Genomic DNA, 13,534 nt, shown 5'->3' on the forward strand with positions numbered 1-13,534 from the left:
TGAAGTATCCGCCTTAACCTATGTGCAACGGGTCGATTTGGATACGGCACGGTTGCTGATCCTTGCGGGCGCTGAGCACCGCGGTGGCCCGACGGAGGGCGGCCGCCAACTCCAGTCCCCCGTCGCGCGGGACCCGGACCAGCATCCGGCTCACCTCGGCGTCGGCGTCCAGGCCGGGCGGGCGGCGGGCCCCGACGGGCAGTTCCACCGGACCGAGAGGTTCGGCGGCAGCGGGCAACTGCGCGGTGTCGAGCAGTGCCTCAACGGCAGCAGTGGTTCCGTCGATGGCCGCCATGTGGACCGCCGGCGGCAGGCCCACCTCGCCGCGGGCGTCCAGTTCGGCGTCGGCATGCCCCACCGGATCCCACCGGATCAACGCCTGAACGGTGGGCATCGCCGACTCGGCCACCACGGCCACCACGCCGCCTTCCGTGCGCGGCCGCACCAGCGCCGCCGCGGCCATCCACCGACGCATCGTGTCCTCGGCGGCCCGCAGATCCTGCCGGCCCAACAACGCCCACGCGTCGAGCAGCAGCGCCGCACCGTAACCACCGTCGGCCACGGGCTCGGCCCCCGGCGTGGACACCACCAGGGCGGGACCACTGCCCACCGCCCCGACCACCGTGTCACCGCCTGAGGTGATCACCGAGGTACCCGGAAAGGCCCGGCCCAGCTCTTCGGCCGTCCGTCGGGCTCCCACCACGACGGCCCGCACCGCATCCGAACCGCAACGCGCACAACGTAATGCGGGTTCAGCGCGACCGCACCAGCGACACTCCGCAGCCGCACTGCCCCGGTCCGGTAGGGCCAGCGGGCCCGTGCAATGCCGACAGCGGGTCACCGCGCGACATCGGGCGCAGGCCAGCGACGGCACGTACCCGCGGCGGGGAACCTGGATGAGCACCGGGTGCTGCGCCTGCAGCGCCGAGCGGGCCGCCTGCAACGCCATGGACGGCAACCGGGCGGTGTGGGCGGCCGGATCACGTTCCTGGGCATAACCGCTGTCCTCCAACGCGATCACCCGCGGGGCGGCGGCCCGGACCACCGGCCGGGCCGCCACTACGTCGTGGGCCCAGCGGGTCCGCACCAGCGCCTGGGCTTCGGCAGTCCGGGCGTAGCCGCCGATGATCGCCGCGCAGCGCAGCTGATGCGCGCGCAACATCGCGACCTCGCGGGCGTGCGGATAGGGCGCGCGCGGTTCGGCGAGGTTGTCGTCGCCGTCGTCCCACACCAGAACCAGTCCGAGATCGGACACCGGGGCGAACACCGCGCTGCGGGTGCCGATCACCACCTGGGCTTGGCCGCGAAGCACCGCCAGCCAGCGGCGGTATCGCGCCGAGGGGCCCAGCCCGGCCGACAGTGCGACCACCCGGGCCTCGGGCACCTGTTCGGTCGCCGCGGCGTAGAGCGCGTCCACGTCACGCTGATCGGGCACCACGGCCACGACGCCCAGTCCCGCGTTCACCGCGACGGCGGCCGCCTCAGCGAGGCGGCGGGCCCAGTTCTCGCCGGGCAGGGCCTGCCACACCGCGCGTGCCGCGCGGCCCTCGGCGACGGCAGTCAGGAACTGCTCGCCGCGGCCGTAGCGGGCCCAGGCACTCGTGTCGACAGGAACCGCCGACGCCGGTTCCGGCTCCTCCGGCGCCTGCTTCTCGACTCTGGCATGCCGCGGCGGCACCGCCAGGCGCAGCACATCCGCGCGGGTGCCGGCGTAGCGAGCCGCGACAGCGTCGACGAGCCGGCGGATCTCGGGGGTGAGCACCGGCTCGGGCGACACGACGCGGTCCAGCCAGCCGAGCTTGCCGGTGTGATCGGTGTCGGAGCGTCGCTCCAGCAGGTAGGCGTCGACCAGTCTGCCGTTGAAGCGGACCCGGACCCGCACACCGGGCTGGGCGTCGTCGGACTGTTCCTCCGACACCAGATAGTCGAATTCCCGGTCCAGGTGCGGCACCGTGAGCAGGGGAAGCACCCGCGCGATCGGTTCATGCGAGGCAGCGCGGCGGGTGATGGTCACTGTGCAGGTTTAGCAGGAGGCGGTGTCGAGCGCCCGAAGAAGAGACCGGCGGTGATCAGCACCAGGGACGCCGCGTAGCCCCACCAGATCGGGACGGCGAGCAACTGGTCGCCGCGGACGAACTGGCTGATGCCGATCATCGCGTCCGATGCCGCGAAGCAAACCCCGCCCAGCGCGGTCCACGGCGTGGGCAGGCGGGCCAGCAACGCCGTGGACACCATGGCCCCGAGCACCGCGATGTAGGCGACCACCGGGACGGCCATGCCCTGTTCGACGAGACGGGGCCAGAACCAGGTCAACAGCGCCAGGCACGCCAGGATGGTCAGTGCCACCGCGATCAGGCGCGGCGTCGAACGTCGGGCCAACGGCACCAGGACGCCTAGAAAGCACAGGTGCGCGACCAGGAACGCGGCCAGGCCCAACACGAAGGACGGCGCCCACCACGGGATGGCAAGCAGGAAGTCGCCGAGCGCGGAGAACAGCAGCGCGCCGACGAGCCAACGGCGTTCCCGCACGATCGGGTGAGCGCACGCGGCCGCGGCCAGCAGCACCGCCGCGAGCGCCTTCACCGCAGGTTGGAGGGTGAATTGACCGGTCAGATCGGCACCTGTCGGCAACCGCGTCGCGGTGACGATCAGAAACACCCCGTACCCCGCCGCGACGACCGCGGCGACCACCCACAGCCACACCGTGACGCGGTGTGCGTACGGTTGCGGAATGTCCGTTGCTGACGAGAGACCAGCTGTCGATGCCATCCTGCAGAAGGTACTGGAGGCAGTGCCGTTCCAACTGTCGACCGACATCGGTGTCGACGAGGCCCGCCGCCAGTTCAGTGAGATACCGCGCATTCCGGTCCATCCCGAGGTGAAGGCCGAGGACCGCGCGATTCCGGGGCCTGCCGGCGAGATCCCGGTACGGGTGTACCGGCCGCCGACTGCCGACGACACGACGCTGCCGGTCGTGATCTTCATCCACGGCGGCGGCTGGGCGCTCGGTGACCTGGACAGTTACGACGGCACCGCCCGCCAGCACGCGGTGGCCGCCGACGCTGTCGTGGTGTCGGTGGACTACCGGTTGGCCCCCGAGCACCCCTACCCCGCCGCGGTCGACGACGTGTGGGCGGTGACCCAGTGGGTGGCTGCCAACGCCGCAGAACTCGGCGCCGACGCCGACCGGATGGCGGTGGCCGGGGATTCGGCCGGCGGCAACCTCAGCGCGGTCGTGGCACTGCTGGCGCGGGATGCGGGTCTTTCCGGGCTGCGTTTCCAGTTGCTCTGGTACCCGGCCACCACGTGGGACACCAGCCTGCCGTCGTTCAGCGAGAACGCCAAGGCACCGATCCTCGGACTCGACGCGGTCCAGGGATTCTCCCGCTGGTATGCCGGGCACGTCGACCTGTCCGATCCGCCCGCGACTTTGGTGCCCGCCCGCGCGGCCGATCTGTCCGGCCTCGCCCCGGCCTACATAGCGGTGGCCGGACACGACCCGTTGCGGGATGACGGCATCCGCTACGCCGAGATGCTGGCCGCCGCAGGGGTTCCCGCGCAACTGGACAACGCCGAGAGCCTCGTGCACGGCTATGTCGGCTACGTCGGGGTGGTCCCTGCTGCCACCGAGGCATTCGATCGGGCCATGGCCGCACTGCGGGCGGCGCTTCACGACTGAGTGTTTTTACCGGGCCACAACGACATTCGACGCACAATCCCGTCGCGTAAGGCCACGGTGTGGAACAGCACCGCGCAGATGTGCGCGGTGAACGTCGCGAACAGCAGGTACGCCGCCACGGTGTGGGCGGTGCGCAGCACCGCGTAGAGGGTGAGGTTGTGCGGGGCGATCGCCGGCAAGTGCACCGCCCCGACCAACACCACCGGCGACTGCGCGGCCGACAGCATCGCCCACCCGATCAACGGCTGTGCCAAAAGCAGTGCGTACAACAGATATTCGGAATATGTCGCCACGCGGCGCTCCACCGGCCCCATCGTGGTCAGGAATGGTGGCAGCCTGCGGGTGAGCCGGTTGATGAGCCGGACGATCACGAATACCAGGATCGCGATGCCCAGCGGTCGGTGGATCGCCAGTAGCAGTGGGTAGTAGCTGAGTGCGGCGATCATGGTGACGCCGAGGAAGAACTGTGCGATCACCATGACCGCCATGGACCAGTGCAGCAGCCGGGCCGTCAGGTTGAACTTCGTGATCGGCGGTTTCGTCTCGGTGGTCATCGCACATCCCCGGGGACGACGACTGCGCTGGGCGACTTGGGTTCTCGGGCGCGGCGATTGAACGAGCGCGCGTAGACCGCCGACCGCGCACTCGGCAGTGGATCGTCCGACGGGGCCAGGCCATCGGGCAGCACGAGGGGGTCGAAGTTGATGTCGCGGGCGTTGCCCGCGGCCTCGGTCTGCACGGTGTCGATGGTGATGGTGCCGGCCTCGATGGTCTGACGGTTAACTGGCCACGGCAGGGTGGCGTCGTGGGTGGGGTCGGTGGGGTCGGCCAGGGTGAGGATGAGCTTCCAGCTGACCGGACCGCGCGCCACCGTGTCGATCAATGCGTCGAACAGAGCGTTCCCGTCGTCCTCCGCGTTCTTCTCGGCCGGATCGTCGTGGGGCACCGGCACCGCCGTCCACCGGATGGCCCTCGTCTCACCGTGGGCGTTGGCGGCGCGAAAAGCGTTGAGGCCCCGGAATGTACTGTCGGCGAACCCGGCGCTCGGCGGGAATCGTTTGATGATTTTCATCGCCGCAGCGGTTTCCGGGTGATCAGCCAAGAAGGCAGCCATCGCCTGCGGATCCGGCTTCCCCGTCTCAGGCTGGGGGCGCGAGGCCAGCATGCGCTCGAAGAATCCCTGCGGAGTGCTGTCGGGGAAAACCGGGAGATTGACCATTGCGGTGCGCCATTGCTCACCATCGGGCAGGTCGAACATCAGGCCGAGGCCCCTGACCGTGTCCGGTTTGTCGGGTTGGTCGGGCAGCCCGCCGGACAGCGAGAACCGTGCGACGACGGGAAGGGTGCCGGGTTTGAATACCTGGGCCTTGCTCACCTGGGCGCCGGCACCTGTGCTGGTGAACGTTCCGGTCGCCGCCAGACCTTTGGCGTGGTTGCGGCGGAAACCCTCGTGTCGGCCGGAGATCTGCTCAAAGCGGTCGGCGAACCGGTCCGGGGTCAACGCGTCGGGCCGCAGCCACCCCGCTGCCTCGGCGAGCCCGCCCACACCGACGACTGCGGCACCACCCACGGCGACCAGCCCCAGCAGCGTCCTTCTGCGGTTGAGCTCCGGAACGTCATCCGATTCCATCCTGTTCGCACCTCTCGTCGCCGCCGGTTCTGTCCAGTGTGAAACGAGATACGGCCGCGGGCCGTTCAACCGACCTACCTGAGATGCCGTGTCGGATCGCCCTCTACGCGCACCGCGGCGCTCCGACTCCGCGCAATCGCATCCATTCCTTCGAGCAACGATGTACCGTCCGCGTTGATCTCAGCCCCGTGGCGGAACAATCGAGCGGAGAAACCCATGGCCCGCAGCGAGGAAACCTCGTTCGACGCGCAGCATCCGGCCGAGCCGCTCGGCGCGACCGATCCACGCGATCTCACGTTGCCGTTGTACGGAGCTACATTCGGTCAGGCAGTAACGCGGTTCTTCCGCAGCTACGCGCGCTTCTCCGGGCGCGCGTCACGCAGCGAGTACTGGTGGGTCCAGCTGGCAGTCGCAGCAGTCGCCATCTTCTGCGTGGCAATCGTTGCCGTAGCCGGAGACCCCAGCGCGCTCGGACGACTGTCCCTGGTGCCTGTGGCGGTATTCGTACTGGTGTGCGTGATTCCAAGCTAGGCACTCTTGGTCCGCCGCCTGCATGATGCCGACTTGTCGGGGTGGATGTGCTTACTGCTTCTGTTGCCCTACATCGGATCGGTGTTGGCGATCGTCTTCGGCGTGCTGCCCTCCAAACCTCTTGGTGAACGCTTCGACCGCCGCGACGTGTACGACGATCTCGCTCCCCGATGAGACGCGATCGCATACCGAATACCGCTGCCCCACAACGGCGCCGCTCCCCCGATCACCCGGGCGGTAGCTCCGCTACCTGTTCAAGGGCGTCCGCGAACGGCCCTGCCACGAGAAGTCGAATCGAGTTGGTGTCCAAATCGACTGCAGTGATCGGCTGCACCGTGTCGCCATACCAGAAGTAGGTGTCTCGGCTGATCACCCCACCGAGTGCGTCTTCGGCCTCACCGATCGTGGCCGTGGCGATCCAGGGGGCCGCATCGACCGTGGACGCACCGACACGATGTAGGAACAACGCGCTGCGGTGCGGCACGCTGAACAACACCCCTAACGGCGCGTCGCCATTCAGAACCGTCGCGATCAACCGCGGCATGTTCAGCGCCTTGGATGCCACGAACAACGACTCGCCCGTCAGCGCGAAAATCTCGTGATCCAGCGCTTGGATCTCGACCGGCTCCGCGTCGGTATTACGCTGCCCGATCTCGTACAACAGGTCGATGTCCCGGCCTGCGATGTCGCTGTCGCTGACGGTCTGCACGGTGGTCGGCAGGTCGCGCCTGAGCTCTGCCACGAGTCCGTCGAACGCCGGCCTGGCGTAGTCCAGGGACAGCTCGCCGCTCGTGTCGGGAGTGATCAGCCGGGTTCGCAGTTGGGTGTAGAACTCGTCGTCGGACAGTTCCGACATCGGCGGGGCATCCAGCCCCGCCAAGAATGTGTCAACCTCGATGCGCACAGCATCCGGCAATTCCTCGACCGGTACCCCGCGGCAGCGGGTGTGCATGTTGCTCAGCCACAGCACGGTTCCCGCATCGGTGGCCAAACGATCGTCACCGGGGGTGTCACCGGGCGCGGGGCTGACCGTCATTCCACGACGCTGCAGGTCGTCGATCACGAGCTCGCGTACGTATCGGTGGCGATCCGCCTCCGTAGCCAAGACTTTTGTCCTGCCTCGAGATTTCCATGGAAAGCGCATCGTCACCTTTCTCTCGGCGATGCCGATGGATTCAGATGCAGAGTATGGGTCAAAACTTGCGTGACCGTGAGTGGTTGCCTCGATTCGTCGCCCCTTCCCGCCGGCACCAACCGAGCGCTACGTTGACATTGAGACCCAAACACGGCGTCCACATGTTCGGACGCAGCCGGGAGGTGGCTTGATGCCCGACTTTCACACGCTCATCGTCGGCGCCGGATTCTCCGGCATCGGCACCGCCATCGCCCTGGACAAGGCCGGCCTGCACGATTACCTGATCCTGGAGGCGGGTGACGGAGCGGGCGGCACCTGGTTCTGGAACACCTATCCCGGTGTGGCGGTGGATATTCCGTCGTTCTCGTATCAGTTCTCGTTCGAGCAGTCACGGAAGTGGTCCCGCACCTATGCACCGGGAAACGAGCTGCGCGCCTACGCCGACAATTGCGTCGACAAGTACGGCCTGCGGCCCCGGATCCGGTTCAACACCACGGTTGCCCGCGCGGTCTTCGATGACGACGAGAACCTGTGGCGGCTCGATCTGGACTCCGGAGACTCGCTCACCGCCCGCTTCCTGGTCAACGCCAGCGGAGTGCTGACCATCCCGAAGCTGCCGGAGATCGACGGTGTCGACTCGTTCGCCGGGACAACGGTGCACACTGCCAGGTGGGACCATGCCCTGGATTTGACGGGCAAGCGGGTTGCGATCATCGGCACCGGCGCCTCCGCTGTGCAGGTGATTCCCGAGATCGCGCCTAAGGTCAAGCAGCTCACCGTGTTTCAGCGCACACCCATCTGGTGCTTCCCGAAGTTCGACGTGCGGATCCCGCCGATCGCCCGTCAGCTGATGCGACTGCCGGGTGGCCGGACGCTGCACCGTCTGATCAGCCAGGCGTACGTGGAGTTCACCTTCCCGCTCGCCGCGCAGTACTTCACGATCAACCCGTTCGCCAAGCGCGCCGGCGCGGCCGGCCGGGCCTACCTACGGCAACAGGTGCACGATCCCGAAGTCCGCGACAAGCTCACACCGCGCTACGCGGTGGGATGTAAGCGACCCGGGTTCCACAACAGCTATCTGGCCACATTCAACCGGGACAACGTGCGACTCGTCACCGAACCGATCGACAAGATCACCGGCTCGGGTGTCGCCACCGCCGACGGTGAGAGCCATGACGTCGACGTGCTCATCCTGGCTACCGGCTTCAAGGTCATGGACGTCGACGCCCTGACCTTCGAGATCGTGGGGTCGGATGGGCAATCGTTGAGCGAGTTCTGGAAAGAACACCGGATGCAGGCCTACGAAGGCGTCAGCATTCCGGGATTCCCGAATTTCTTCTCCGTGATGGGCCCGTACGGCTACGTCGGATCCTCATACTTCGCATTGATCGAGGCCCAAACCCGCCATCTCGTCCGGTGTATCGCCCAAGCAGACAAAGACCAGGCCCGTCGCGTGGAGGTGCGGCCGGAAGCCAACGACCGGTACTTCGCCGAGATGATGCGCAAGCGGCACCGCCAGATCTTCTGGCAGGACAGCTGCAGCCTCGCCAACAGCTACTACTTCGACCGCAACGGAGACGTGCCCCTGCGGCCGGCCACCACCTTCGAGGCGTATTGGCGCAGCCGCCGCTTCCCGCTGGACGACTACGCGTTCACCTCGTAGCCCTTCACGACTCGGCGCACGCCTTGATCGCGGCCAGCGTCTGCTCCATTCCGGCCTCGAGCAGTTCGGTGAACGCCTGCTGCCCGCCGAGGTGCGACTCGGTCAGTTCGAGTGAGAATTGCGATATGCCGTCGGGGGTTTCGCGCCGTTGCGTGAGCACGGTGGCAGCGGAACCGTCAGCGCCGATCGTAAAAGACCAGATCGTGTAGTTCTCGGCGATGCGGAAGGCGATCTCTTTCTCCGGCACGTATCGCACCACCTCGCCGTGCGTGATCCACTCAAGCTCGCCATGGCGGTTGAGGTTGGTGAACGTGGTGCCCAGTCCGATGTCCTCGTCGGGATCGCGCAACTTCACCGATACCACCTGTGGGCTCCACTGCGGCATACGTCGGACGTCCCGGATGATGTTCCACACCGCCGAAGGTGTTGTCTCGATGGTGATCCGGCGTTCCAGGAGAGCCTTGAAGGTGGTGGGCACTGCTCCTCCGATCTATGCGACCGATCGGTCGTATATAGGTCAAGACCGTACGCGACTCGACCGCCCTGCGTCCAGGGTGTGGCTACTGTGAACCGATGACCGCTTTGCCCGCAGCTGACGGACGGCGGGCGCGCGGCGATGCCACCCGGCGGCTGGTCGCACGTACCGCCGCAGACATCGCCACCACACATGGCCTGGACGGGATCACCGTGGGCGGCTTGTCCACGTCGACCGGGGTGAGCAAGAGCGGGATCCTCACCGTCTTCGGCAACCGGGAGGCGATTCAACTGGCCGCGGTGGCCGAGGCGCGCCAGGTCTACATCGACGTCGTGATCCGCCCGGCACTGAGCTCTGCGCCTGGAACCGCAAGGCTTGAAGCGCTTCTCGATTCCTGGGTGGCGTATCTGCGCGCCGAAGTGTTCCCCGGCGGCTGCTTCGTATCGGCCACCTCGGTCGAGTTCGGGCATCGCAGCGGGCCCGTTGCCGACGCGGTGCGAAACCTGAAGCGGGAGTGGCTGGATCTGCTGGAAAACGAGTTCTCGGTGGCGGGTTCACCCGATCCCGCCGAGGACGCCTTCCGCGTCGACGCCTACCTGTCCGCGGGCAACACCCGGCGCGAGCTGTTCGGCACCGATGAGGGACTGGAGTGGGCATGCGCACTCGCGGGCGGCGTCGTCCAGCGCTACCGGCAGGTGTGATCCGCGGTATCGACCACCCGCCGAGCAGACGCAAATGCCCCCGACACGCCGGGCGTGCGGGGGCATTTGCGTCTGCTCGCGCAGGGAAAGTTAGACCGAGGCCTTCAGGTCGTCGACCTTGTTGAGCTGCTCCCAGGGCAGCTCGATGTCGGTGCGACCGAAGTGGCCGTAGGCCGCCGTCTGAGCGTAGATCGGCCGCAGCAGGTCCAGGTCGCGAATGATCGCGCCGGGGCGCAGATCGAACACGCTGCTGATGGCCTTCTCGATGCGGGCCGGGTCGACGGTCTCGGTGCCGAAGGTCTCGACGAACAGGCCGACCGGGGCGGCCTTGCCGATGGCGTAGGCCACCTGGACCTCGACGCGCTCGGCCAGCCCGGCGGCGACGACGTTCTTGGCCACCCAGCGCATCGCGTACGCGGCCGAACGGTCCACCTTTGACGGATCCTTGCCGGAGAAGGCGCCACCACCGTGACGGGCCCAGCCGCCGTAGGTGTCGACGATGATCTTGCGTCCGGTCAGGCCGGCGTCACCCATCGGACCGCCGAGCACGAACTTGCCGGTCGGGTTGACCAGGAGACGGAAATCGGAGGTGTCGAGCGTCTCGTGGTTGAGATCGGCGAGCACGGTGTTGACGACCTTCTCGCGGATGTCCGGGGTCAGGGTGCCGTCAAGGTCGATCCCGTCGGCGTGCTGGGTGGACAGCACCACAGTGTCCAGCCGCACCGGGGTCCGGCCGTCGTACTGGATGGTGACCTGGGTCTTGCCATCGGGGCGCAGGTAGTCGAGCACGCCGTTCTTGCGCACCTCGGTCAGCCGGCGCGACAGCCGGTGGGCCAGTGCGATGGGCAGCGGCATCAACTCGGGGGTGTCACCGATCGCGTAGCCGAACATCAGGCCCTGGTCGCCGGCGCCCTGGGCGTCCAGCGGGTCGGCCGCACCTTCGACGCGGGCCTCGTGGGCGGTGTCCACACCCTGGGCGATGTCGGGCGACTGCGCGCCGATGGCGATGTTCACACCGCACGAGGCGCCGTCGAAGCCCTTGGTCGACGAGTCGTAGCCGATCTCCAGGATGCGGTCACGCACGATCTTGGGGATGTCGGCATAGGCGGAAGTGGTGACCTCGCCGGCGACGTGCACCTGGCCGGTGGTCACCAGGGTTTCCACCGCGACCCGCGACCGGGGATCCTGCTCCAGCAGCGCGTCGAGCACCGAGTCGCTGATCGCGTCACAGATCTTGTCGGGGTGTCCTTCGGTTACCGACTCACTGGTAAACAGGCGACCTTGGCTCACGGTCTGCTTCCTTCCCTTGCTGATGGCGAAAAAGTATTCAGTCTCAAAACTACTTAGTTAGGCGAATAATATCTATGCCCTGTTGCACCCAAGCGCGTGGGAGGCGTTTGCGCAACCCTTATCTACACCGTGATTGCGTACGTCGGGTCACCCGCCCGGCTTGCCCAGAAACGCCGCGATCGAGTCCACGATACGGGTGGCCATCAGAGTCTTCGAACCGTGCTCGAGTGCCACTTCGGCGCCATCGGCGCTCAGCAACCAGCCGTCGTTATGGTCGACCTCGAACGCGCGGTTCTCCCCCACTGCGTTGACCACCAGCAGATCACAGCCTTTGCGCTGCAGTTTGGCCCTGGCGTGGAAGAGCACGTCGCCGTTGGCGTCACCGGTCTCGGCAGCGAAACCGACGATGGCCCGCATGTTTGGCAACTGACCTTCGGCACGGGCCCGCACCGCCCCGGCGAGCACATCGTCGTTGCGCACGAGGTCGATCGAGCTGGGCTCGGACGCCCCGCCCTTCTTGATCTTGGCGGCTGCCACCTGCGCGGGGCGAAAATCGGCGACCGCCGCGGCCATCACCAGAACGTTGGACTCGGGGGCGTACTTGGTCACCGCATCGCGCAATTGGGCGGCCGAGCCGATGTGCACGACGTCGACGCCGGCCGGGTCGACCAGACCCGCGGTGTTACCCGCGATAAGCGTCACGTCGGCACCGCGCTGGGCCAGCACCCGGGCCACGGCGTATCCCTGCTTGCCGGAGCTGCGGTTGCCGATGAACCGCACCGGATCGAGAGGTTCGCGGGTACCGCCGGCGGTCACGAGCGCTTTGACCCCGGCCAGGTCGTAGGCCAGCGCGTCGCCTCGCTCCAGCAGCAGCTGCGCGAACGTGACGATCTCTTCGGCCTCAGGTAGCCGCCCCGCACCGCTGTCGGCTCCCGTGAGCCGCCCGGAGGCCGGTTCCAGTACCACAGCGCCCCGCCGACGCAATGTGGCCACGTTGTCTACGGTGGCCGGGTGAAACCACATCTCGGTGTGCATGGCCGGGGCGAACAGCACGGGACATCGCGCGGTCAGCAGCGTCGCGGTCAACAGGTCGTCGGCGCGACCGGCCACTGCTCGGGCCAGCAGATCGGCGGTGGCAGGCGCGACGACCACGAGGTCGGCCTCCTGCCCGATCCGAACATGGGGCACCTCGTGCACGTCGGTGAACACACCGGTGTGCACGGGATTGCCCGACAGGGCTTCGAACGTGGCTGCGCCGACGAAGCGCAACGCCGACTCGGTGGGCAACACGCGTACCGAGTGGCCCGCCTCGGTGAGTTGACGGACCAGGGTGCACGCCTTGTAGGCGGCAATACCGCCGGCTACCCCGACGACGATTCGCTTACCCGCGCTCACGTCCCGGCCCTGGCCTGGCTACTCGCCGCCCTCGGTGTGCTCGAGCAGATCCTCGTGGATCTCCCGCATCGCGATCGACAGCGGCTTCTCCTGCAGACCGGGCTCGACGAGAGGGCCGACGTATTCGAGAATGCCGTCGCCGAGCTGGTTGTAGTAATCGTTGATCTGGCGCGCCCGCTTGGCGGCGTAGATCACCAACGCGTACTTGCTCGACGCGCGGTCCAGCAACTCGTCGATGGGCGGGTTGGTGATGCCCAGCGGCGTGTCGTAGGCGCCGGCGGCGGACGAATCGATGTCGTCCGCAGCGGCCAGCTGCGCATCGGCGTGCGGGGTGCTCACGAAAAAGTCTCCTGGCGGTTGCGTGAAATGCGGTTACTGAACAGCGTGCTGGTGGCTCGCGGATCCGATCGCGTCGGTCCCGGCACGATGAGTCATCGGCTGTCCACCAGCAAGGATACCAATTCAGCGCATGCGGTATCCAACTGGCGGTTCACCACAACCTGGTCAAAGTCGGACTTCGCGGCCATTTCGGCCCGCGCTGTCTCCAATCGCCTGGCCATCACCTCGGGTGTCTCGGTGCCCCGACCGGACAACCGGCTGACCAGTTCGTCCCAGCTCGGCGGTGCCAGGAACACCGATATCGCCTCGGGCATGGCCTGCTTGACGGCGCGCGCCCCGGCCAGGTCAACCTCGATCAGCACCGGACGCCCGGCCCGGGTGGCATCCCGCACCGGCTTGGCCGGCGTTCCGGAGCGCTGCAAACCGCCGTGGATTTCAGCCCATTCCAGCAGCTCACCGTCATCGATCAGCTGTTGGAAACGCTCTTTGGACACGAATGTGTAGTCGACACCGTCGATCTCTCCCGGCCGCGGCGCCCTGGTGGTGACCGAGACCGAGAAATACAAGTCGGGAAGCCGCTCCCGCAGACAGCGGACCACGGTGGACTTTCCGACAGCGGAGGGACCGGACAACACGACGACCGGAGCCGTCGCTGTGTGTTGTCCGGCCCCTCTACCAGCGCTCAATGGGGGCGTC

General features: G+C 67.3%; 13 protein-coding genes and 1 pseudogene. 4 read left to right on the forward strand and 10 right to left on the reverse strand.

Translation table 11 applies throughout. The features are described from left to right. Nucleotides 1-13: 13 nt before the first annotated feature. Together K6L26_RS18150 and K6L26_RS18155 are read right to left on the reverse strand one after the other, a co-directional pair. A complete protein-coding gene (locus tag K6L26_RS18150; protein WP_064961461.1) occupies nucleotides 14-2,014 on the reverse strand; it encodes a primosomal protein N' in 2,001 nt (666 codons plus the stop codon). Further along, entirely contained in the window at nucleotides 2,011-2,769 is a 759-nt protein-coding gene (locus tag K6L26_RS18155) for a lysoplasmalogenase (protein ID WP_221851050.1), read from the reverse strand. Before K6L26_RS18155 ends, K6L26_RS18150 begins: the two co-directional genes overlap by 4 nt. Here K6L26_RS18155 and K6L26_RS18160 point away from each other — a divergent pair. Next, the gene (locus K6L26_RS18160; protein ID WP_064900103.1) at nucleotides 2,732-3,679 is read left to right on the forward strand and encodes an alpha/beta hydrolase; all 948 of its coding nucleotides are present in this window, start codon (nucleotides 2,732-2,734) and stop codon (nucleotides 3,677-3,679) included. The genes K6L26_RS18155 and K6L26_RS18160 overlap by 38 nt on opposite strands. On the opposite strand, the gene K6L26_RS18165 is transcribed toward K6L26_RS18160, so the two are convergent. Continuing rightward, entirely contained in the window at nucleotides 3,670-4,233 is a 564-nt protein-coding gene (locus K6L26_RS18165) for a cytochrome b (RefSeq protein ID WP_064900105.1), read from the reverse strand. The genes K6L26_RS18160 and K6L26_RS18165 overlap by 10 nt on opposite strands. Then, nucleotides 4,230-5,309, reverse strand: a complete 1,080-nt coding sequence (locus K6L26_RS18170; protein ID WP_245008611.1) for a catalase family peroxidase — start codon at nucleotides 5,307-5,309, stop codon at nucleotides 4,230-4,232. Before K6L26_RS18170 ends, K6L26_RS18165 begins: the two co-directional genes overlap by 4 nt. Nucleotides 5,310-5,525: 216 nt before the next feature. Between K6L26_RS18170 and K6L26_RS18175 the strand changes: the two are divergent. Beyond that, nucleotides 5,526-6,014 (forward strand): annotated as a pseudogene (locus K6L26_RS18175) (DUF805 domain-containing protein). 52 nt (nucleotides 6,015-6,066) lie between these two features. On the opposite strand, the gene K6L26_RS18180 reads toward K6L26_RS18175, so the two are convergent. Continuing rightward, nucleotides 6,067-6,876 carry a hypothetical protein gene (locus K6L26_RS18180; RefSeq protein ID WP_221851052.1) on the reverse strand — a complete coding sequence of 270 codons (810 nt, stop codon included), beginning with the start codon at nucleotides 6,874-6,876 and terminating at the stop codon, nucleotides 6,067-6,069. Between the two features lie 289 nt (nucleotides 6,877-7,165). Here K6L26_RS18180 and K6L26_RS18185 point away from each other — a divergent pair, with 289 nt between their 5' ends. Further along, nucleotides 7,166-8,638 carry a flavin-containing monooxygenase gene (locus tag K6L26_RS18185; RefSeq protein WP_221851053.1) on the forward strand — a complete coding sequence of 491 codons (1,473 nt, stop codon included), beginning with the start codon at nucleotides 7,166-7,168 and terminating at the stop codon, nucleotides 8,636-8,638. A 4-nt stretch (nucleotides 8,639-8,642) separates the two neighbouring features. Here K6L26_RS18185 and K6L26_RS18190 read toward each other — a convergent pair whose 3' ends face one another. Further along, nucleotides 8,643-9,116 (reverse strand): SRPBCC family protein, encoded by a 474-nt coding sequence (locus K6L26_RS18190; protein WP_221851055.1) that lies wholly within the window; start codon nucleotides 9,114-9,116, stop codon nucleotides 8,643-8,645. 95 nt (nucleotides 9,117-9,211) lie between these two features. Between K6L26_RS18190 and K6L26_RS18195 the strand changes: the two genes are divergently transcribed. Next, entirely contained in the window at nucleotides 9,212-9,814 is a 603-nt protein-coding gene (locus K6L26_RS18195; RefSeq protein ID WP_221851057.1) for a TetR/AcrR family transcriptional regulator, read from the forward strand. A gap of 90 nt (nucleotides 9,815-9,904) precedes the next feature. On the opposite strand, the gene metK is transcribed toward K6L26_RS18195, so the two are convergent. From metK to gmk, 4 genes are all read right to left on the reverse strand, one after another. After that, nucleotides 9,905-11,104, reverse strand: coding sequence for a methionine adenosyltransferase (gene metK, locus K6L26_RS18200; RefSeq protein WP_019348033.1), 1,200 nt, complete (start codon nucleotides 11,102-11,104; stop codon nucleotides 9,905-9,907). 147 nt (nucleotides 11,105-11,251) lie between these two features. Beyond that, nucleotides 11,252-12,499 (reverse strand): bifunctional phosphopantothenoylcysteine decarboxylase/phosphopantothenate--cysteine ligase CoaBC, encoded by a 1,248-nt coding sequence (gene coaBC, locus K6L26_RS18205; protein ID WP_019348032.1) that lies wholly within the window; start codon nucleotides 12,497-12,499, stop codon nucleotides 11,252-11,254. 18 nt (nucleotides 12,500-12,517) lie between these two features. Then, on the reverse strand, nucleotides 12,518-12,838 hold the full coding sequence (gene rpoZ / locus K6L26_RS18210) for a DNA-directed RNA polymerase subunit omega (protein WP_019348031.1): 321 nt from the start codon (nucleotides 12,836-12,838) through the stop codon (nucleotides 12,518-12,520). 92 nt (nucleotides 12,839-12,930) lie between these two features. Then, nucleotides 12,931-13,524, reverse strand: coding sequence for a guanylate kinase (gene gmk / locus K6L26_RS18215; protein ID WP_036387701.1), 594 nt, complete (start codon nucleotides 13,522-13,524; stop codon nucleotides 12,931-12,933). Nucleotides 13,525-13,534 lie beyond the last annotated feature (10 nt).

Origin of the sequence: Mycobacterium farcinogenes, from assembly GCF_019739075.1 — a bacterium.
GTDB classification, from domain to species: domain Bacteria; phylum Actinomycetota; class Actinomycetes; order Mycobacteriales; family Mycobacteriaceae; genus Mycobacterium; species Mycobacterium senegalense.